Origin of the sequence: Flavobacterium tiangeerense, from assembly GCF_007830355.1 — a bacterium.
Lineage (GTDB): Bacteria > Bacteroidota > Bacteroidia > Flavobacteriales > Flavobacteriaceae > Flavobacterium > Flavobacterium tiangeerense.
On the sequence record NZ_VLKO01000005.1, the window covers coordinates 205,943 to 226,777 of the forward strand.

16 protein-coding genes and 1 tRNA gene are annotated in these 20,835 nt (G+C 32.6%); 13 read left to right on the plus strand and 4 right to left on the minus strand.

Features of this window, described 5'->3' with window-relative positions:
- Positions 1–137: 137 nt before the first annotated feature.
- Positions 138–210: transfer RNA gene (locus tag IQ05_RS07155), tRNA-Phe, on the minus strand.
- Between the two features lie 98 nt (positions 211–308).
- On the opposite strand from IQ05_RS07155, the gene IQ05_RS07160 reads away from it, so the two are divergent.
- From IQ05_RS07160 to IQ05_RS07190, 7 genes are all read left to right on the plus strand, one after another.
- On the plus strand, positions 309–1,040 hold the full coding sequence (locus tag IQ05_RS07160) for a type III pantothenate kinase (RefSeq protein ID WP_144891460.1): 732 nt from the start codon (positions 309–311) through the stop codon (positions 1,038–1,040).
- The gene (locus tag IQ05_RS07165; protein ID WP_144891462.1) at positions 1,037–2,287 is read left to right on the plus strand and encodes a hypothetical protein; all 1,251 of its coding nucleotides are present in this window, start codon (positions 1,037–1,039) and stop codon (positions 2,285–2,287) included. Before IQ05_RS07160 ends, IQ05_RS07165 begins: the two co-directional genes overlap by 4 nt.
- Before the next feature lie 33 nt (positions 2,288–2,320).
- A complete protein-coding gene (gene lptC, locus IQ05_RS07170; RefSeq protein ID WP_144891464.1) occupies positions 2,321–2,875 on the plus strand; it encodes an LPS export ABC transporter periplasmic protein LptC in 555 nt (184 codons plus the stop codon).
- A gap of 11 nt (positions 2,876–2,886) precedes the next feature.
- A complete protein-coding gene (locus IQ05_RS07175) occupies positions 2,887–3,090 on the plus strand; it encodes a hypothetical protein (protein WP_144891466.1) in 204 nt (67 codons plus the stop codon).
- Positions 3,091–3,437: 347 nt separating this feature from the next.
- A complete protein-coding gene (locus IQ05_RS07180; RefSeq protein WP_144891468.1) occupies positions 3,438–5,534 on the plus strand; it encodes a peptidylprolyl isomerase in 2,097 nt (698 codons plus the stop codon).
- Between the two features lie 239 nt (positions 5,535–5,773).
- The gene (locus tag IQ05_RS07185) at positions 5,774–7,357 is read left to right on the plus strand and encodes a hypothetical protein (protein WP_144891470.1); all 1,584 of its coding nucleotides are present in this window, start codon (positions 5,774–5,776) and stop codon (positions 7,355–7,357) included.
- Positions 7,358–7,495: 138 nt separating this feature from the next.
- Positions 7,496–8,044 carry a hypothetical protein gene (locus IQ05_RS07190; protein WP_144891472.1) on the plus strand — a complete coding sequence of 183 codons (549 nt, stop codon included), beginning with the start codon at positions 7,496–7,498 and terminating at the stop codon, positions 8,042–8,044.
- Between the two features lie 66 nt (positions 8,045–8,110).
- Here the strand turns inward: IQ05_RS07190 and IQ05_RS07195 are convergent, their stop codons facing one another.
- Both IQ05_RS07195 and IQ05_RS07200 read right to left on the minus strand, forming a co-directional pair.
- The gene (locus tag IQ05_RS07195; RefSeq protein WP_144891474.1) at positions 8,111–9,046 is read right to left on the minus strand and encodes a GYDIA family GHMP kinase; all 936 of its coding nucleotides are present in this window, start codon (positions 9,044–9,046) and stop codon (positions 8,111–8,113) included.
- A 60-nt stretch (positions 9,047–9,106) separates the two neighbouring features.
- Complete coding sequence (locus IQ05_RS07200; RefSeq protein ID WP_144891476.1) at positions 9,107–10,423, minus strand: hydroxymethylglutaryl-CoA reductase, degradative; 1,317 nt, start codon at positions 10,421–10,423, stop codon at positions 9,107–9,109.
- 180 nt (positions 10,424–10,603) lie between these two features.
- Between IQ05_RS07200 and IQ05_RS07205 the strand changes: the two genes are divergently transcribed.
- From IQ05_RS07205 to IQ05_RS07230, 6 genes are all read left to right on the plus strand, one after another.
- Entirely contained in the window at positions 10,604–12,775 is a 2,172-nt protein-coding gene (locus IQ05_RS07205) for a S9 family peptidase (RefSeq protein WP_144891478.1), read from the plus strand.
- A 34-nt stretch (positions 12,776–12,809) separates the two neighbouring features.
- Entirely contained in the window at positions 12,810–14,483 is a 1,674-nt protein-coding gene (locus IQ05_RS07210; RefSeq protein ID WP_144891480.1) for a peptide MFS transporter, read from the plus strand.
- Between the two features lie 77 nt (positions 14,484–14,560).
- Positions 14,561–16,219: a peptide MFS transporter gene (locus IQ05_RS07215; RefSeq protein ID WP_144891482.1), complete on the plus strand. Its 1,659-nt coding sequence runs from the start codon at positions 14,561–14,563 to the stop codon at positions 16,217–16,219.
- A gap of 3 nt (positions 16,220–16,222) precedes the next feature.
- Complete coding sequence (locus tag IQ05_RS07220; RefSeq protein WP_144891485.1) at positions 16,223–17,734, plus strand: peptide MFS transporter; 1,512 nt, start codon at positions 16,223–16,225, stop codon at positions 17,732–17,734.
- Between the two features lie 52 nt (positions 17,735–17,786).
- Positions 17,787–18,245 (plus strand): thioredoxin family protein, encoded by a 459-nt coding sequence (locus IQ05_RS07225; RefSeq protein ID WP_144891486.1) that lies wholly within the window; start codon positions 17,787–17,789, stop codon positions 18,243–18,245.
- Between the two features lie 111 nt (positions 18,246–18,356).
- Positions 18,357–18,812, plus strand: a complete 456-nt coding sequence (locus tag IQ05_RS07230; RefSeq protein ID WP_144891488.1) for a thioredoxin domain-containing protein — start codon at positions 18,357–18,359, stop codon at positions 18,810–18,812.
- Positions 18,813–18,822: 10 nt separating this feature from the next.
- Here IQ05_RS07230 and IQ05_RS07235 read toward each other — a convergent pair whose 3' ends face one another.
- On the minus strand, positions 18,823–20,799 hold the full coding sequence (locus IQ05_RS07235; protein ID WP_317133637.1) for a ComEC/Rec2 family competence protein: 1,977 nt from the start codon (positions 20,797–20,799) through the stop codon (positions 18,823–18,825).
- Positions 20,800–20,835 lie beyond the last annotated feature (36 nt).

Genomic DNA, 20,835 nt, shown 5'->3' on the forward strand with positions numbered 1-20,835 from the left:
ATTGCTACAAATAGATTTATGGTGTTGTGAAAAATAGTTGGTTGGTGTTGCAGAGTGTTTTTAAAAAAAGTAAAAACTAGTTTTTTTTCGAGAGGTATAGAAAAACAAAAAACCCGAATATTTCTATTCGGGTTTTGTGGTACCTCCAGGGATCGAACCAGGGACACATGGATTTTCAGTCCATTGCTCTACCATCTGAGCTAAGGTACCGTGCTAATGCGGGTGCAAATATAGAATCATTTTTTGTTTCTCCAAAACAAATTTAAAAAAAAATGAATTTGTATCTTCGTGATCGTAAATTTTAAATTATGGTTTTAGTTATAGACGTTGGGAATACCAGGATTAAAGCTGCTGTTTTTGAGGGGGATAAGTATGAGGAGGTTTTTGTTTTTGCAAAAGAGACTGTTCAAAAAAATATTGAAAATATTTTAAAAAAATTCCCATCGGTGGTTGATGTTGCAATTTCATCAGTGGGTTTTGTAGATGAAATTGCTTTTTTAGACCATTATTCAAAGTTAAAAGTGCACTATGTTAGACGTGAGGATGAGTATCCTTTTTGTAATAAATACGCGACACCAGCAACATTAGGAATTGATAGGATGGTTTTGGCTGCGGGTGCTGTATTGCAGTTTCCTGAGCAAAACAGGTTGGTGATAGATGCAGGCACTTGTGTAACCTATGATTTTATAGACGATCTAGATACTTATTTGGGAGGGGCTATTTCACCTGGCTTAAGATTGAGATATGAATCTTTACACAATTTCACAGCAAAACTTCCTTTGCTTACTTTAGAAATGCCAAAAGACAGCATTGGCAATTCTACTAACAGTTCCATTCATTCAGGTGTTGTAAATGGATTGGTTCATGAAATCGATGGATTCATAGCGGATTACAAATTGAGGTATCCAAATTTTATAATAATTTTAACGGGCGGTGATGCAGTTTTTTTGGCTAAACGATTAAAAAATACCATATTTGCCAATTCAAATTTCCTATTAGAGAGTTTGAATCGAAAATTCCATTATAATATCAAAAAATGATTAAAAAAATTTTAATAAGTTCTTGCTTGTTTTTTTCAGTAGCAACTTTCGCACAAGAAGGATCGGCATCTCCATATTCTTTTTACGGTATAGGACAAATAAGGTTTAGAGGAGCACATGAATACCGTTCTATGGCTGGTGTTGCAGTGGAGCAAGATAGTATACATATCAATTTACAAAACCCTGCAAGTTATGCTAATTTGAAATATACGAGTGTAGCGCTTGGAGGTACATATGGAACTACAACTTTGAAAAATGATTCGCAATCTGCAAATGCTAAAAGAACAACTATAGATTATCTAGCTGTTGGATTACCAATGGGTAAATTTGGTCTAGGTTTTGGTTTGATACCGTATTCTTCTGTTGGGTTTAAAATACAATCTACATCTGAGGATGCTGCTGCCACAAACAGACGTTTTGATGGAAAAGGTGGTTTGAATAAAGCTTTTTTAGGTCTTGGCTACAAAGTTACTCCTAAATTTAACATCGGTGCTGATGTAAGTTATAATTTTGGTAAAATTGAGACTAATAGTTTTGAGTACATTAATGATGTTTCAATAGGGACAAGGGAGTTAAACACTGCTGATTTATCGGGTGTTAATTTTAGTTTGGGAATGATGTTTGAAACTAAATTGTACAAAAAGATTAATGCATATAGCAGTTTGACCTATACCTTGCAGAGTAATTTGAAATCAAATAACTCTCGCAACATTGCAACTGCACTATACAATTCGGATTTTAATATCGCGGTTGTTGATGTTCTTGCAGATATCAATTCGTCTAAAGATTTAAGCATGCCAAGTAAAATAGCGCTTGGTGGGGGTATTGGAGAAGCAAGAAAATGGCTTTTGGGAGGTACAATTGAGTACGGAAAAAACTCAGGTCAAGCCAATGAATACAATAATAGTGCTAATGTAGGTTATGGTAAGTATGGTAGTGTTTCTCTAGGAGGATATTACATTCCAAAATACAATTCTTTTACTAGTTATGCTAAGCGAATTGTTTATAGAGGTGGTTTAAGATATGAAAAAACGGGTCTCGTTATTAATTCAGAATCTATAAATGACATGGGTCTTACGCTTGGTGTAGGTTTGCCGCTAAATGGAACATTCTCTAATGTAAACATTGGATTTGAAATGGGAAAAAGAGGTACTACAAAAGCTAATTTAATTCAGGAGAATTATGCTAATGTTAGTCTTGGGTTTTCATTAAATGAAAAATGGTTTGAAAGAAGAAAATTCTACTAGGACTTTTACAATTTGTGTTCTTAATAGCTGTATATGACAATTACGAAACGTTTTTTTTTAAAATTTGCAGCCATTAGCAGTTGTGCCTTAGTGCTTGGAAGTTGTGAAAGTAATTTTAAAAATATACAAAAAATCAATTTCTCTGAGTTTGTACCCAGTAGTGATGCTGATTTGGTTGATTTAAAATACACAGATTCTGGACGTATAACGGCAGTCTTAGTCAGTCCAAAAATGCTAGATTATGCTACCGTTGAATTTCCTTTTACCGAATTCCCAAAAGGTATTGATGTAACATTGTATGACAAGAAAGGAAAAAAAACCTTTATAAAGTCAAATTATGCAGTCTCTTACAAAGCTACAAATATGATTGATTTACAAGGCAATGTTAAAATTTTCACCGAAGACGGTCAAAAATTAGAAACAGAGCAATTGTATTTTGATCAAAAAAACGAATGGTTTTTTACCGAAAGAAAATTTAAGCTTTCTGGGGCAAAAGGAGTTTCAAATGGGCAAGGAATAGATTTTAGTAAAGATTTCAAAGTGATCAATTCACAAAAAATAACAGGAGAGGTCCAAACAGAAGAATAAAACACATCATCATGAAATATTTTAAATACACACAATACATTTATTTACTTTTTGCAGCCTATCTTATTTTTGATGGGGTTAAAAAACTCAACAATCCAGCTCTTGGTGAAGCTTGGTTGAATTTTATAATAGCAGCTTTTGCAGTGTTTATGTTTTTCTTCAGAAGGAGGTTTACTAAAAAATTTGAGGAAAGAAATAAAAATATGAAACCATAAAAATACTTGGTTTGTTTATTTGACAACATAGCTTTGTTTGGTGAAAGTTGGGTTTTGTCTTCAATAAAACAAGTGTTTCTAGGTGATGAAACTTTAGTTTTCAATCATTTTTCGGATTTAATTCAAAGTTTATTTTAACGGTTCAATGACTATGGAAAAAGCTCTAAATAGTGTTTAAAACCCTCAAAAATCATTGGTTTAAGCTAAATTAAAAATACTAAATAATGCTTCAAGGCTTTATTTTATTGGGAAAATAAATTTTCTTGCAAAATAAAAGGCTACTAGTATAATTATTAATTAGATAATTGTATTTTCGCAAACTGAATATAAAAATTAACAACAATAAAATGGCAGTTTTACAAAAAATTAGACAACGTTCACTTCTCTTGATACTCGTTATCGGGTTTTGTTTATTAGCATTTATCATAGGTGATATATTCAATAGCGGTGGTTTTAGCAGTACTTCAAAAGATGTAGGTAGTGTTGATGGAAAAGACATTTCATTTGAAGATTTTAGAGTTAAAGTTAGTAATGTTGAAAAAAGTGGTCAAGGTATTACTTCTACACAAGCTGCAAATAGAGTATGGGATCAAGAGGTTTCTGTTGCTTTATTAACATCTGAGTTTGAAAAACTAGGATTACGTGTAGGTGAGAAACATTTGTTAGAGATTTTTAAAGCGGATCAAAACATAGGTGGTAATCCATTGTTTTTAAATGCTGCTGGCGTTTTTGATGTTGCAAAATTCAAACAATATTTTAAATCAAACCCAGAACAAGCTCAGTTTTTGAAAGACAGAGAAAAAGATGCTGATTTGAATGCTAAGTTTCAATTGTACAACACGCTTATCAAAGCTTCAGTTTTTACAACGGATAGTGAAGGTAAGATGAAGTATGAAATGGAATCTAACAAAGTTAATTTTGCTTATGTTGCTGGTTTGTATTCAACAATTAAAGATAGTGAAGTTAAAATTTCTGATTCAGAAATTGTTGACTTTATGAATAAAAACAAGAAAAAATACAAAGCTGACGAATCTCGTGAAGTAGAATATGTTTTAATTGAAGACAAAGCTTCACCTGCTGATGAATCAGAAATTAAAACTAGAATAAACGGATTGTTATCTGGTAGTGTGGTGTATAACCAAAAAACAGGTAAAAATGATACTTTACCAGGATTTAGAACTACAGCTAATGCAGTAGATTTCGTTAATTCAAATTCAGATATTCCTTATGACTCTACATATATTGCTAAAAAAGATTTACCAGCTGTAGATGCTGATAAATTGTTTAACCTTGCTCCTGGTGCTGTTTATGGTCCGTACATGTTTGGTAAATACATTTGTTTGTCAAAGTCTATGGGTAAAAAATTAGCAGTAAATGTTAAAGCAAGTCATATATTAATTGGGTATGAAGGTTCTCAAGTTCCTAATCAAAAAGAAAAAAGAACTAAGGAGGAAGCAAAAGCAAAAGCTGAAAGTATTTTAGCTCAGGTAACTGCAAATCCAGATAGTTTTATGATGTTAGCTTTTACAGCTTCTGATGATTCTTCTGCACAACAAGGTGGTGATTTAGGTTACTTTGGTCCAAACCAAATGGTAAAACCGTTTAATGATTTTGTATTTAGTAATGGTATTGGTAAAGTAGGTTTAGTAGAAACTGAATTTGGTTTCCACGTAATTAAAGTTACTGATAAACAAGACGGAATTCGTTTAGCAACTGTTGCTCAAAAAGTAGAGGCTTCTGAGGCTACTGCTGATAAAATATTTACGCAAGCTACAAAACTAGAAATGGATGCTGCTGATAAAGATCTTAATGCAGTTGCAAAAACATTAGGATTAAAAGTTGCTCCTGCAGTTTCTGTAAAAGGATTAGATGAGAATTTTGGTTCTCTTGGAAATCAAAGAACAATTGTTCGTTGGGCTTTTGAAAAAGGAGTAAAAGTAGGTGATGTAAAACGTTTTGAGGTTGCTAATGTTGGGCACGTTATTGCTAAATTGAAAAGCATTGACGATTCTGGACTAATTGCAGTTTCTGTTGCAAGACCTTACGTTGAGTCTATTTTGAAAAACAAAAAGAAAGCAGAATTAATCAAAGCTAAAATGAATGGTTCTTCTCTTGAAGCTATTGCAAAAGCAGTGGGAGGAACAGTACAGCAAGCTACAGGATTAACGATGGAAAATACCATGTTGCCGAGCGTAGGTCCAGAACCAAAAGTAGTAGGTAATGCATTTGCATTAGCAACTAACAAACTTTCTGCACCAATTGAAGGTAATACAGGAGTTTATGTGATAAAAAATGTAGGAGTTGTAAAAGCGCCAGCTTTAAAAAGTCACGCTGCTTATGTTACAAAGCTTAAAACTCAAAGTGCATCAGACTCGAACAGAGTTGTTCCTGCTCTTAAAGAAAACGCAAAAATTGAAGATAACAGAATGGATTTTAATTACTAATCCAAGCTGATCAAATATAAAAAACCCGATACTGACAAAGTATCGGGTTTTTTTATAATGAAAAATCTTGTAAAAAAATAAATCATTATGTTTTTTTTCTTTTTATATTTGTTCTTATTAACAAATATTATACTAATGGAACAAAACAAAACAAAACAAAACAAAACAAAACAAATTTTACTAAATTACTAACTTTTTTCTTTTGCTCGTTATTTATTTTTTCATGTACAAATGACGATTTGGCAGTTGTTACAGATTATCAGGCCAAGTTAGAAAATGTTGAAGTAAAAAATGGTCGATTATTTTTTGTGAATAAAGATGTTCTGACTAAAGTTTATGCTAGTTATGCAAATGCCTCCGATGAAAGATTAAGTGATTTCTTAGATCCTTTAATAGCAGATGGCTTTCATTCTTTAAGGCCCGTTGTTACTAGTGAAAATGAAGGAGAGCTTTATGAATATTATAAAAAGAGAATAGAAGATAATTCTTATTTGAGGAAATCAAAGTCCCCAAAAATTAATTCAAAAGTAAATTATGATAACGATTACATATTCAGCTATTTAGATGAGGTAGAGGATGTTATTGGTGATGATACTTTTGGTGCTTTTTTAAATGTAGATGGAGAGATTCAGGTAGGAGATGAAATTTATAAATATACGGATGTTGGTTTGTTTATAGTTCCGGAAGATAAATACAATGTTTTAGAAGATTATTTATACACAGCAAATGTTTCAACTAATTTTTTGGATGCTACGCCATACAATTCTCAACTCTTCTTTGCCAATCAATATGCAGATGCTGGAATAAGTCAAATTAATGATGATTTAACATATTTTAATTTTCAGTCAGACCCTAATGATTTTTCTGCTAACGCTGGTGGGTATACTGTTACCCCAGGTTCAGTGGCTGCTACTGATCCAAGTTATAATGCTTTTTTGTCAACACTAGGTAGTTGCGATCCAAGAAGTGGATTATTTGGAAGTTTGTTTGGAGATAATGATGTCTGTATTGATCGTTATGAAGATAGAAGACGTGTGAAAACTAAAGCTTTTAATTATAATTATCTACTTGTTTATCATCTAGGTGTTAAGTGTGTAAATCAATTTAGAGGCTGGACGGGTTTTTGGAGAGTTGAGGCTGCTGATGAAATTCGTCTCGTTGTTGAAGCTGCTCAATTTGAATACAACTTAGACGCTTTGCTAGGTAATGATGCAGTTAATAACCTAACTAATGAACGATCTTATTTTATGAATAATCAAAAAGCTTTTTTTGCAGGGCCTAACACTTTTTCTTTCAATAATCAATGGGGAGCTCCTATAATAACTTATGTAAATTTAACTTCCTTGCCTCAAGTGTTTCAGACTACTGGTCAGGGGTTAACATTTGAGTTTTTTGGGAGTGGAAATACATGGTTGGATGAAAAGATTCAAAAAGGTATCGACAGTAATTTAAATGCAAGTAAGTTAAATAAATATTTTTACGATGGTCTTTTTTCTACTGTTAAAAGTCAATTGCAAAGCGCTTTTGGGCAAACTGTTGTTGTGCCAACAAACAGAACTTTTGTTGCAAAATATCCTCAAAATGGTAAAATGATAATCCAAAAATCGGTTAATTCGTCTGGATTTAATCTCGGTGTTAGAGAGCAATCATTTGATTGGGGTGTGCAACTTTGTCTTAGTGGAGGTATGAATGATTGGAATATAAAGCCTGATGTTGGTTGTAGCGTTTTAGTTAAGCCTGCAAACTTTAGGGTAAAAATAATTGGTGCTGTTAGAAAAGGTAATAGTTGGCATGGTAGCAAATTCAGTGATGGTATTGAATAATTGAATTTAAAGTCAAAAGGTTTTAGTTTAAATGTAGTAATTTATTTGCGTTATAAATTATTATTTACATTAAATTATTTTGCTTGTGATGGTAATAATGTAGTTGAAATAAAGATCTAATTTTAAATAATATAAGAAATGAAAATATTGTCCGTACTTTTAATAGTTTTTCTAAGTGTAGGTATTTGTAATGCTCAAAATACAGGAGTCGAAAAGTCAGTTTTTAATGTACAAACAGGTTTTTTGGGGATTTGGATAAATAATGAATCAAGGTTGTCTGATGAGGTTGCATTAAGAGCCGAATTAGGATTTGATACTGGAATTCGTGGAGGTTCACTTGTAGGAAGTACTATTGTTGGTTTTTCACCAGTCTTGTCCGTTGAGCCCCGATGGTATTATAACATTAAGACAAGAGAGTCTAAAAATAAATTCATAAAAAACAACAGTGCTAGTTTTTTAACAGTGGGTATAAAATACAATCCCGACTGGTTTGTTATTTCAAGCACGAAGGATTTAAGTGTTGCTGAGCAAATTTCATTTATACCTAAATGGGGTATTAGAAGATCTATTGCAAAGACTAAATTTAATTACGAACTTGGGATAGGAATTGGTAAGCGTTATTTGTTTGTGTCTGAGCAATGGGATACAGTTGCAGATTTGCATTTAAGAATAGGGTATTCCTTTTAAAAGAGTACCTTTTATAATAGTAGTAAAGTCCAATGATTATGATATGTTCATGAGCATTGGACTTTATTATTTCAAGTCATTGCCAGAGTGTAGTATCATCTCCTCATAAGGAATTACAGTCTCATATCCTTTTGATTTAAAATAAGCGGTTGGATTATGTTCTGATACTGCCATTATAAAATCTCCGCCCCAAGCGCCAAGGCTTTTTACAACGCCATCAAAATCAGGAAATAAAGTGTCTTTCACTATTGTAGTTTCTAAAATGGAACTCAAGTGTGCTTCATGTTGCGTTAATGCATATTTAAATGCTAAAAGAGTAGGAGCGTTGTAAACAGCTGTTGTCAATTGGTCATTTAAAGCTATGGTTTCGGCTAGGTTATTTTTTTTATTTTTTTGATAGGCTTCAATAGCTGTTTTACTATTTTGTTTTTTATTGAGATATACAAAATAGATATTTTTTTTAAACTCAGGATTGAATTCAACTTGTTTGACGGTTGGATTGCCATCTTTTATCTGAAAAAGAATAGGCGTGTCGTTTTGTGCGCAAGCAATATCGTATCCGCTACCTCCAAAGCTGTTTTTTAACAACGTAAAGGCATCAATTTGTAACCATTGGGCAATGTTGTTGATTAAAGTAGATGACGTCCCTAGTCCCCAATTTTTAGGAAAACTGAGTTCAGTAGTAACATTGTATCCATTTGCATTGAGAATGAATTCAGGATTCAATTTATAGGCTTCGTGTAAAATAGTGGTAAGTGTACTTTTTACAGATTCCGTTTGATCTCTAGTCCCATTAGTAATATCAGAAAATGAAAGAGTGTCTTGAAACCATATTTGACCATCAAAGTCATAACTTGTCCAAACGATTTCATGGTTCTTACTTGTTTCTACACAAAGGTTTTGTCCTTGTTTTGTAGGCAATGCAAAGGCTTGTGCGCCATCAAGAACAAGATATTCTCCCGTAACTAGAAGTTTACCATTACTGTAAAATGTTTTTTTCATCAGTATTGTTTTAATCCAAATCAAGGTTTTTAATTTTGATTGGAAAATCAAAAATCAATCTTATTTTCTTAAGTTTTCAATAAAGGAGACTACTGCGCTATGAGAAACAGCATTCTTTTTGAAATGATTTTGAATCAAAAGACGTTCTTCATTACTGGCCTCAAATTGATTGATTATGTTGTTTAAGTGCATTTTCATGTGGCCTTCTTGAATTCCGGTGGTAGTCAACGAACGTAAGGCTGCAAAATTTTGTGCTAACCCTGCAACTGCAACATATTGCATGAGTTCTTGTGCAGAAGGTTTTTCTAGCATTTCGAGAGAAAGTTTTACAAGAGGATGCAGCGATGTTAATCCTCCAACAGTTCCTAATGCTAACGGAATCTCCAACCAAAAAGTAAAAATTCCATTTTCTATTTTGGCATGTGAAAGACTAGAATACGTTCCGTTACGGGAAGCATAGGCATGAATTCCGGCTTCAACCGCACGGAAATCATTACCTGTAGCCAGTACAACCGCGTCCACTCCGTTCATGATTCCTTTGTTGTGCGTAACGGCGCGGTATGGTTCTACTTCGGCAATTTGTACTGCTTGAACAAATTTCTCTGCAAATACCTGTGGGTTTGGTATTTGTTTTTCCTCTAATTCAGCAACAGGACAAGAAACTTCGGCTCTTACAATGCAATTTGGCACATAATTCGAAAGAATGCTCATCACTACTTCAATATCTTTCTCTGACGTTGAGAATAAATCATAGTGTTGTGCTTCTTCTTTTAAGGTTTTGGAAAATTGTTCTAAACACGAATTTATAAAATTAGCACCCATGCTATCTTTAGTATCAAAAGTAGCATGTAACTGGTAATAGTTTGGTAATAAATCAGTTTTATCTTTTAAAATTATATCGGTAATTCCACCGCCGCGTTTTTGCATATTAGCGGTGGTCGACTCGGTTTCAGAGAAAAATTTATTTTTGTTTTGAGCAAAAAATAGGCTTAGTTTAGATACGTCACCTTTGAATATAAAGTGAACTTGGCCAATTTTTTCAGTATTTATGACCGTAGTTTTAAAACCTCCTCGTGTAGCCCAGAATTTTGCAGCTTTGGATGCTGCTGCTACGACAGAGCTTTCCTCAATAGCCATTGGAATGGTGCGGTACTTATCGTTTATCAAAAAATTTGGTGCAATTCCAAGGGGGATGTAAAAATTTGTAATCGTGTTTTCTATGAACTCATCATGAAGTTGTTGAATTTTTTCATCGTTGTTCCAATAATTTTTAATTACCGCAATTGCTTCAGATGGATTGGAAAAATATTCTGTTGCAATCCATTTGATTTTTTCTTCTTTTGATAATTTTGAAAATCCACTTATGGTCTTGTTCATTCTCAATTGATTAGGTTGTACTATACTGCAAAGATACGTTATTAGCGGTTTTATTTGCAATCTAAATCATTTCAATAAGAGTGAGTTGTGGTAAGCTGTTTTTACATTTAACATAAAAAATAACTGATTATTGTAATTTTTTCACTAAAATTGACGGTTTTTTATCCTTAATTTAATAGTATGTATTCAAAAAATTATATCGCTTTATTTTTATTTATTTGTTTTTCGGTTATTGGACAACAAAAAATAACCATTGATGAAATGTACAACGGTACCTTTCGAGCCAAAGGAATGGATGAATTGCAATCCTTAAAAAACACGAATCAATACACTGTTTTGAACGTAGATATGCAATCTAGGAGTTTTCAAATTGATGTATATGATTTTGCGACTTTAAAGAAAACAGCAACTTTAATTGATACTAAATCGCATCAAGAGCTGGCTAGCGGAATAGACAGTTATTCCTTTGATGCCTCAGAAAAAATGATATTACTGGCTTGTAATTCCAATCAGATTTTTCGTCATTCATTTACAGCTGATTATTATTTGTACGATATAACTACAAAAAAGTTAAAAAAACTTTTTGATTTTCAAGTTCAAGAGCCAACCTTTTCACCTGATGGTAAAAAAATTGCTTATGCTAGAGAGAACAATCTCTATGTTTATGATCTAGCTACTACTAAATCTACTGCTATAACTACAGACGGACAAAAAAATAGTATCATAAACGGAATTACAGACTGGGTTTACGAAGAAGAATTTGCTTTTGTGAAAGCTTTTGACTGGAGTACTGATAGTAAAAAAGTAGCTTACATCCGATTTGATGAAAGTAAGGTACCTGAATTCTCGATGTCTATGTTTGGCAAAGATTTATATCCTACAAATCAAACTTTTAAATATCCAAAAGCTGGCGAAAAGAACGCGGTTGTGTCTTTGCACGTTTATGATGTAGACGCAAATGCGGTGAAAAACATAAATCTAGGTAATTACAATGACTTTTATATTGCCAGGTTAAAATGGACAAATGACAGTAATGTTGTTTCGGCTCAGGTTTTAAACCGTCATCAAGACAATTTAGATTTAATTTTTGTTGATGCCACTTCGGGAACTACAAAAGTAGTTTTGAATGAAAAGGACAAAGCCTATGTAGACGTAACTGATAATTTGACTTTTCTTAAAGACAACAGTTTTATTTGGACGAGTGAAAAAAATGGTTTCAATCATATTTACTTGTATGACAAAAATGGAAGTTTAAAAAATCAGGTTACCAATGGAAATTGGGAAGTAACTAATTATTATGGTTATGATGAGAAAACTACTTCGGTTTTTTATCAATCTGTAGAAAATGGTTCCATCAATAGAGATGTATATAAAGTTTTGCTTAATGGCAAAGGAAAAGTACGACTGTCTCAAAATACAGGTACTAATGCAGCTACTTTCAGCCCAAATTTTCAATACTACATCAATACATATTCTAGCGCTTCGCAGCCTACTACTTATACTTTAAATGAAGCCAAGGCTGGAAAACAAATTCAAGTAATAGAAAATAATGAGTCTCTTGCAACCAAATTAAAGAAATACGATCTACCTGCCAAAGAGTTTTTTGTGTTGAAAACAGAAAAAGGCATAGAATTGAATGCATGGATTATAAAACCAAAAGATTTTGATCTAAAGAAGAAATATCCAGTATTCATGTACCAATATTCAGGTCCTGGATCTCAACAAGTAAATAATGAATGGAACAGTACTGATGATTACTGGTTTATGATGTTGTCACAACAAGGGTATATTGTGGCTTGTGTTGACGGACGAGGGACCGGTTTTAAAGGCGCCGATTTTAAAAAAGTGACTCAATTGCAGCTAGGTAAGTATGAGGTAGAGGATCAAATTGATGCTGCTAAAGTAATAGGGAATTATTCATTTGTAGATAAATCTAGAATTGGTATATTTGGCTGGTCTTATGGTGGTTTTATGGCCTCTAATTGTATTTTGAAAGGCAATGATGTTTTCAAGATGGCAATTGCGGTAGCTCCAGTTACTAACTGGCGTTTTTACGATAGTGTATATACAGAGCGCTATATGACTACGCCACAAGAAAACGCTAGTGGATATGATGATAATTCCCCTATAAATCACGTGAATAAATTAAAAGGAAAGTACTTGTTGATTCATGGATCTGGAGATGACAATGTGCACGTGCAAAATACTATGCAAATGATGGAGGCTTTGATACAAGCAAATAAGCAATTTGATTCTCAGATATATCCTGATAATAACCACGGGATTTATGGTGGTAAAACTAGAGTTCAATTGTATACAAAAATGACTAATTTCATTAAAGAGAATTTATAAAAGCGATAATTAAAAACAAACCAAATTAATAAAAATGAGTGAAACAGCAATAAAAACAGGACATCCAAAAGGACTTTGGGTGTTATTTGGAACCGAAATGTGGGAGCGATTCAATTTCTACGGAATGCGGGCTATCTTGACCTTGTTCTTGGTGAACTCACTGATGATGAAAGAAGAAGATGCCTCTTTAATTTATGGAGGATTCTTAGGACTTTGTTATTTAACTCCTATGTTAGGTGGTTTTATTGCCGATAGGTTTTTTGGAAACAGAAATTGTATTTTGCTAGGTGGATTGATGATGGCAATTGGACAATTCTTTTTGTTTATTAGCGCTAGTGTATTTGGTACTAACATCAGTTTAGCAAGCACTCTAATGTGGTCAGCATTGGGAATTATAATTTTTGGAAATGGTTTCTTCAAGCCAAATATTTCTTCCATGGTTGGGAGTTTATATCCAAAGCAAGAAAAAAGCAAACTAGATACAGCCTTTACAATTTTCTACATGGGTATCAACTTAGGAGCTTTTTTAGGCCAGTTGATTTGCCCAATTGTAGGTGATGTTAAAACAGATGGAGTAAGAGACATCCATGCCTTTAAATGGGGATTTTTAGCAGCTTCTATTGCTATGTTAATAGGAACTGCAGTTTTCTATTTCCTTAAAAACAAATATGTAATTACTCCAGAGGGAAAACCTTTAGGTGGTTTGCCTTCTAAAAATGATGCTTCTGACTATGAAGAGGGAGAATCTCAAAAAGCTGTTTTTTCGCAGAAAGCATTAATTGGTGCAGTAGTAGCATTCTTCGGATTGGGATTAATTTTCCATTTTGTATTTGGACAAAACTTTATATACTCTTTAATTTATGCTAGTGGTTTATCACTAGCGGGATTAATAATTTCAGATTCATCACTTACAAAAGTAGAGAGAGATAGAATTTTTGTAATTTATATTGTAGCTTTCTTTGTTATATTTTTCTGGGCTGCTTTTGAACAAGCTGGTTCATCCTTAACATTTATTGCCGATAATCAAACGGATAGAAACTTTTTCGGGTACAATATGCCGCCATCGATGGTTCAAATTTTTAACGGATTATTTGTTGTAGCATTTGCAGTACCATTCAGTATGTTGTGGGATTATTTAAGAAGCAAAGACAGAGAGCCAATTTCACCAGTAAAACAAGCAGTTGGATTAGCATTAATTGCATTGAGTTATTTTATTATTGCTTACAATGTTAAAGATTTAGGAAACAATGGTTTGCTTGCTATCAAATGGTTGATTCTTTTATATTTGATTCAAACTTGTGCGGAATTATGTTTGTCACCAATTGGACTGTCATTAGTTGGTAAATTATCTCCGAAGCGTTTTTCTTCTTTATTATATGGGGTATTCTTTTTATCAAATGCTTCAGGTTATGCATTGGCGGGAACATTAGGTTCTATTTTGCCTGCTACTGGTGATAAATTCAATAAAGCAAAAGAACTTGGCATTGATTTACAAGCGGTATTAGATAAAAAAATCACTTTAACTGTAGAACAATTAGCAATCTTAGAGAAAAATCAAATCAGTCCAAACAATCCAGTTTTTGCCGGATTTGAGATTCATAATTTATTTGAATTTTTCATGGTATTCGTTATTCTTTGCGGATTGGCAGCTGTTATTTTAATGGCATTAACTCCAAAATTGAAAAAAATGATGCACGGTGTGCGTTAACTAAATTTTAAAAATATTTTTATATCTTTCAAACCTACAAGAAATCCTTGTAGGTTTGTTTTTTAAACCAATATACTATGTGGAAAAGTCACCCTAAAGCATTGCCTTACTTATTTTTATCTGAAATGTGGGAACGTTTTGGTTATTATTTAATGATCGGAATTTTTACCTTATATCTCAAAGATGTTGAGGCTGGATTTGCCATGACTGAGAAAGAAGCTTCTGATTTGTATGGAACTTTCATTGCCTTGGTGTTTTTAACTCCGTTCATTGGAGGATTAATTGCAGATAGGTATCTTGGATATAAGAAATCAATCGTAATTGGCGGATTGATGATGGGTGCAGGTTATCTCATGATGGGAATTCACAGTTTGCCGATGTTGTATTTTGCCATGACTTTGGTAATTGTAGGAAACGGATTTTTCAAACCTAATATTTCAACACTGTTAGGTAATTTCTACAATGACGAACAGTATAAAGATAAGAAAGATGAAGGGTACAATATTTTCTATATGGGAATTAATGTAGGTGCTTTTATTTGTAACTTCTTTGGTGCTGCTCTTAAAATTGTTTTCGGTTGGCAAGAGGCTTTTATGGCCGCTGGTGTAGGAATGTTTATTGGTGTGATTGTATTTTTATTGGGAACCAAACATTACGGGGATAAAACAGATAAAAAAGGAGTGCAAGAAGGGGACATGCCTTTTTATAAAATTGTATTGTATATTTTAGTCCCATCAGTTGTTTTTGGAGTTATAGGTTGGTTTTTGAAAGGTGTTCAGTCAGAAATGAATGTTGATAGTTCTGTTTTTGGATCTGATAGTACTGATGCTTTTATATTTGCTTGTATTCCAATTGTATTTTTTTATGGAAGTTTATATTTCAAAGCTAAAGTTGAAGACAAAAGACCAATCGGTGCGTTGCTTTCAATTTTTGCAGTAGTGATTTTATTTTGGGCAGTGTTTAAATTGAATGGTTCTGCACTAAATAATTGGGGTGATAAATATACTGATAGAGAATTAACAGGGACTTCACAACAAATTGGATCTAAACTAAACCTTACTGATACGCTAACTTTTAAAAAAGATTCAGTTGCATTGTACGATGCAGCATTTAGAATTCAGAAAAAAGATGGCGAAGTTACAAAGGTTGTAGATTATCCATTGTATTTTAGAAATGTAGCGAAAGAGAAATTACCAAAAGAGGAAAGTCAAATATTTACATGGTCGGCAAATTTAAGTCAATCGATAAATCCAGGTTGGGTAATTATTTTAACACCTTTGGTTGTTGCTTTTTTTACTTTTTTACGAAGCAGGAAAAAAGAACCATCTACTCCAACTAAAATTGCTTTTGGATTATTAATTTCAGCCTTATCCGTTTTAGTGATGGTCGCTGCTGTTCACATTGGAAACAATGGAGCCGAAAAAGTATCCGTTTGGTGGCTTGTTGCCAATTACGGAATTATAACCATTGGAGAATTATTTCTCAGCCCGATGGGATTGTCAATTGTATCTAAATTGTCTCCTAAAAATATCACTGCTTTAATGATGGGTGGATGGTTTTTATCAACGTCTATTGGAAATAAATTGTCTGGAGTTCTGGCAAGTATGTGGGATCAATATGACGATAAGGCCAATTTCTTTTGGGTGAATTTTGCTTTACTTATGTTTGCTACACTTTTAATGTTTGCTTTAGTTAAAAATTTAAACAAAGTAATGAAAGACCACGGAATTAATTAAGGTATGGAAATCAATCAATCATTAGAAGAAATTCAAAATTTCAAAGGAAAGTATCCAAAACAATTGTGGTATTTGTTTTTTAGCGAAATGTGGGAACGTTTTTGTTTCTATGGTATGCGAGGTATGCTCGTGGTTTTCATGGTGAATCATTTGGCTATGAATGAAACGGTAGCTAACCTGCAATATGGTGCCACTCAGGCTTGGGTGTACGCCTTTACATTTATCGGAGGATTATTTGCTGACAAAATTTTAGGTTTAAGAAAGTCACTTTTTTGGGGTGGAATTTTAATGATTATAGGAAGTGTAATTCTAGCGGTTGATCCTAAGAATTTTTTCTTTATTGGTTTGGGTTTTACAATTGTAGGAACAGGTTTTTTTAAACCAAACATCTCATCAATGGTGGGACAGTTATATAAAAATGACGATCCACGAAGAGATGCTGGTTTTTCATTCTTTTATATGGGTGTGAATCTAGGAGCATTAATTGGAGGTTATATTTGTATAGCTGTAGCTGAGGGTTCTATGTGGCAATCTTTAGTACCGGAAAATTTAAGATGGAATGTTGGCTTCGGGTTTGCAGCAGTTGTTATGATTGTAAGTTTGCTAACCTTTACTCAAACTCAAAAAAGTTTAGGGCCAATAGGACTTTCTCCCTTGATGGATATTGAAAAATCGAAGAAAAAAAGTCTTGAAATTGCAACCTATATTGGTTCACTTTGTATTATTCCAGTAATAATAATCATGGTTGCAAATACCCAGTATACCGATTATTTTATGATTTTTATTGGTCCTGCCTCTATATTGTATTTGTTCTACGAAATGAAGAATTTTTCTTTGGCAGAAAATAAAAAGCTTTTAGCTGCTTTAGTGTTTATCATTTTCTCAATTTTCTTTTGGGCTTTTTTCGAGCAAAGTGGCGGTTCATTAAGCTTATTTGCTGCAAATAATTTGAACAATGATATTTTAGGAATTGAATTAAGTCCAAATGGAGTAAACAATGCAGCCAATTCGTTTTTTGTTATTGGTTTTGCAGCATTAGTGGGATTGGTTTGGTTATGGATGGCGAAAAGAAAGATCGAACCTAATACAGTTATTAAATTTGGTTTGGCATTTATATTTCTTGCAGGAGGTTTTTGGATATTTTATTACACTAAATTCTTTGCTGATTTAAACGGAAGAACCTCTTTAGGAGTTTTTACTTTTGGTTGGTTTATCATCACTTTTGGAGAATTGTGTTTATCACCAATAGGAATGTCAGCAATGACTAAACTATCTCCACAAAAAACACAAGCGGTAATCATGGGGATGTGGTTTCTAGCTAGTGCGTATGGACAATATTTTGCTGGAATATTAGGGGCAAATATTGCAGAAGCATCTGAAAATGCATCCAACTTAGATAAACTTTACGTATATGCTGATGGGTATTACCAATTGGGGATTTATGCTTTAATTGCAGGGTTAGTTTTGATTTTAAGTTCGCCATTCATTAAAAAATTAATGCAGGAAGTAAAGTAACGACTCCTTTTTTGGTACTATTTTTGAATATATTTGTAAAAATTAAAACACAATGAAAAAAAATATAATTACGCTATTACTAATAACTTTTTCAGTTGCTACACAAGCACAAGAGTTGGTTTGGGAAACTAATATTAACAAGGCAATGGAAGTTTCGACCAAAACTAAAAAACCGATGTTGTTGTTTTTTACAGGAAGTGACTGGTGTGGTTGGTGTATCAGATTGCAAAAAGAAGTGCTAAAAACACCTGAATTTGCAAAATGGGCAAATGATAATGTAGTATTGGTTGAACTTGATTTCCCTAGAAAATCTACCCAAACAGAGGAAATTAAAAAGCAGAATAGTGAATTGCAAATGGCTTTTGGTATACAAGGTTTTCCAACGGTACATTTTGTAAATGCTAAAACAGTTGATGGTAAGGTCAATTTTGAGGGTTTAGGCAGTACGGGATATGTTGCCGGAGGACCAGCAGCCTGGTTAACAGAAGCTAATAAGCTTTTAAAAAAGTAATTCGGTAAGATTTTGTTGTTTTATAAAGATTAATTGAACATAAATATTCATTTTATTGTTGATTATTCTGTTTTTTTGTTATTTTTATAAAAACTTTTTAAGACCTAACTTATGATTAAGAATTTACTTTTTGTGTTTATACTATCGTATAGCTTTAATATGAATGCCCAATCCTTGAATTGGTTAACAGATGTAAATGCTGCTATTGAAATTAGTAATAAAGAAAATAAGCCTTTATTACTTTTATTTGCAGATAAAAATGCTTCAAATACCCTTTTGTATTCTCAAGTTTTAAATACACTTGATTTTGCTTTATGGTCTAGGGATAACGTTGTAATTGTTAAAATTGATCTTACCCAAGAAGACGGAAATGAGTATATTGATCGCAACTTAAACTTGAAAAAAGCTTTTGGTGTGGATGTTAATCCCTCAATATGTTTTGCTAGAGCGAGTTCAAGAAAAGGTAAAATTAATTATCAGTTAATAGGTAAAATGGCTTATAAACAAGGAGGTGTTAAATCTTGGCTATCCGATGTAAAAGTACTATTAACAGAAACGTCAGAATAGTTTTTTAAATTTACTTAAGCATATAAAATCCCTTTTCACGAGTCATGTGAAAAGGGATTTTCTGTTTATCACAACTCTTTTTCCAGGTTTGCTGTATGGACCTAAAGTTCGATCCATCTGCTACAACCATTTTGGGTTTTAACTCCATTAATACACGATCTAAATTAACTTTAGTTGATTGTGTTAATAGTAGAACATCGGGATTTATATTTGGGATAAGTTGTTTCGCGCTGTCTAATACAAAAATTCTTTTTCCCTTGTAATAGATGAAGTTTTTTAAAGACTGTTTTCGTTTTATAATACCATTAGTGCTCAGTAAGTATGTGTTTAAGTTACTTTTTGCTTTGTTTTCTTTTGTAGTGATAGTGCTGCAATATACCTTGCAATGAATTCCATGTTTTACAGTAATTAACGTCTCTTTTGGTAAATGAAAAACAATCAATTCACTAATGTTTGAGTCTTGCCAGTTCATGTAGATACATCCAGCTTGCATTACTATAATTGAGGTCAATACTCCAACTAATTTATTGAAATTTGGTTTTTTAATCCAAAGCACCATACAAATTATAGATATATAAGCACTAACTAACATGAAAAAGTGGAAAGGTATATCTCTAATGATAAACTGTTCAAAGGAGGCAATACTATGAATGATTTTATTTAGAAAATAGATACTCCATTCAAATAATTGAGATAAAAATTGTGGTGCATCATATACAGCAGCGCAAAGCATTACGAGTACCCCAAAAACCATTATCACACCTAATAAAGGTATTACTATTATATTGGTAATAAAAAAGAGTCCAGGAAATTGATGAAAATAATAAATGCTTAATGAAAGGGTACCAATTTGTGCTGCAAATGATACGGTTAAAATATCCCAAAAATATTTTGTTAATTTATTTTTGGGTTGGTATAGTAGGCTTAACATTGGCTGTAGCCAAATTATAAAAAAGAGCGCTAAATAGCTTAATTGAAATCCTACGTCAAATAGAAATGAAGGTTCAATAAGTAGAATTATTAGAATGGAAACGATTAAGGTATGATATATGTTTACGCTGCGCCTAAGATGATTTCCAATTGCAATAAAAGAGAACATAGTCACAGAACGTACCACTGATGGTGCTAGTCCAGCAAGTATACCAAATAAAATAAGTGATGTTAGTATAATAAATAGTTTTATCCACGAACCTTTTTTATTGTTTGGTATAGGTTTTAAAACCAATGTCATAAACATTAGTATGAAACCTATATGAAGTCCTGAAACGGATAAAATATGTACAGCACCTGCATATTGATAGTCTTTAATAATAGTAGGCGAGATTTCTTGTTGCTGCCCAAGTATAAGTGCCATGGCAACTTGAAGTTCTTCATCGTTAAAATTATGATGTTGTAAGTTTTTTAAAATGCGTGTTCTTAATGCATCCGAGTAATACCAAAGATCTTTTTTTAATTGTTTTGCAATTTTTATTTCGTCACTTGACGTGTACATTTGGCCATAAATATGTTTGTTTTCTAAATACTTTCCATAATCAAATTGATAAGGATTTTTGGGTGAAGTATTGCGATGTAATGAGGTTTTTAACTGCAGTAAGCTCCCGACTTCTAAGGCATTTTCGATACTATCATTATTGATGTTCAGTACTATTTTACCTGATTTATTTTCATTATTAATGTGGGTAATTATTGCCACATATCGATCACTAAATGAAGTTTTTTTTAATTTTTCTCTAATGATTAGTGTATAAGTTTTTTCTTGTTCGAATACATTTTTAACTTGTAAGTAGTGACTCTCCCTGAAACTATCAGAATGTATGCGTTGCGTTGAAACTCCAATTAATCCTGCTAAAAACAATATAATTATCCCAAATAATGGTGCTGCTTTTTTATTTTTTTTGAGAAAAAAGTATTGTGCTCCTATTCCAATAAGTGAAAGTAGTATAGCTACAAAAATATATTTTGTGGGTAAAAAAATATAATGAGACAAAATAAGTCCTATTATAAAACTAATTGTAACTTTTAT

Coding starts and splice junctions, on each gene's coding strand:
- IQ05_RS07160 (WP_144891460.1), top strand. CDS start 309: ATGGTTTTAGTTATAGACGTTGGGAATACCAGGATTAAAGCTGCTGTT.
- IQ05_RS07195 (WP_144891474.1), bottom strand. CDS start 9,046: ATGAAAAAAACATTTTACAGTAATGGTAAACTTCTAGTTACGGGAGAA.
- IQ05_RS07180 (WP_144891468.1), top strand. CDS start 3,438: ATGGCAGTTTTACAAAAAATTAGACAACGTTCACTTCTCTTGATACTC.
- IQ05_RS07215 (WP_144891482.1), top strand. CDS start 14,561: ATGTGGAAAAGTCACCCTAAAGCATTGCCTTACTTATTTTTATCTGAA.
- IQ05_RS07210 (WP_144891480.1), top strand. CDS start 12,810: ATGAGTGAAACAGCAATAAAAACAGGACATCCAAAAGGACTTTGGGTG.
- IQ05_RS07230 (WP_144891488.1), top strand. CDS start 18,357: ATGATTAAGAATTTACTTTTTGTGTTTATACTATCGTATAGCTTTAAT.
- IQ05_RS07190 (WP_144891472.1), top strand. CDS start 7,496: ATGAAAATATTGTCCGTACTTTTAATAGTTTTTCTAAGTGTAGGTATT.
- IQ05_RS07220 (WP_144891485.1), top strand. CDS start 16,223: ATGGAAATCAATCAATCATTAGAAGAAATTCAAAATTTCAAAGGAAAG.
- IQ05_RS07205 (WP_144891478.1), top strand. CDS start 10,604: ATGTATTCAAAAAATTATATCGCTTTATTTTTATTTATTTGTTTTTCG.
- IQ05_RS07175 (WP_144891466.1), top strand. CDS start 2,887: ATGAAATATTTTAAATACACACAATACATTTATTTACTTTTTGCAGCC.
- IQ05_RS07165 (WP_144891462.1), top strand. CDS start 1,037: ATGATTAAAAAAATTTTAATAAGTTCTTGCTTGTTTTTTTCAGTAGCA.
- IQ05_RS07225 (WP_144891486.1), top strand. CDS start 17,787: ATGAAAAAAAATATAATTACGCTATTACTAATAACTTTTTCAGTTGCT.
- lptC (WP_144891464.1), top strand. CDS start 2,321: ATGACAATTACGAAACGTTTTTTTTTAAAATTTGCAGCCATTAGCAGT.
- IQ05_RS07200 (WP_144891476.1), bottom strand. CDS start 10,423: ATGAACAAGACCATAAGTGGATTTTCAAAATTATCAAAAGAAGAAAAA.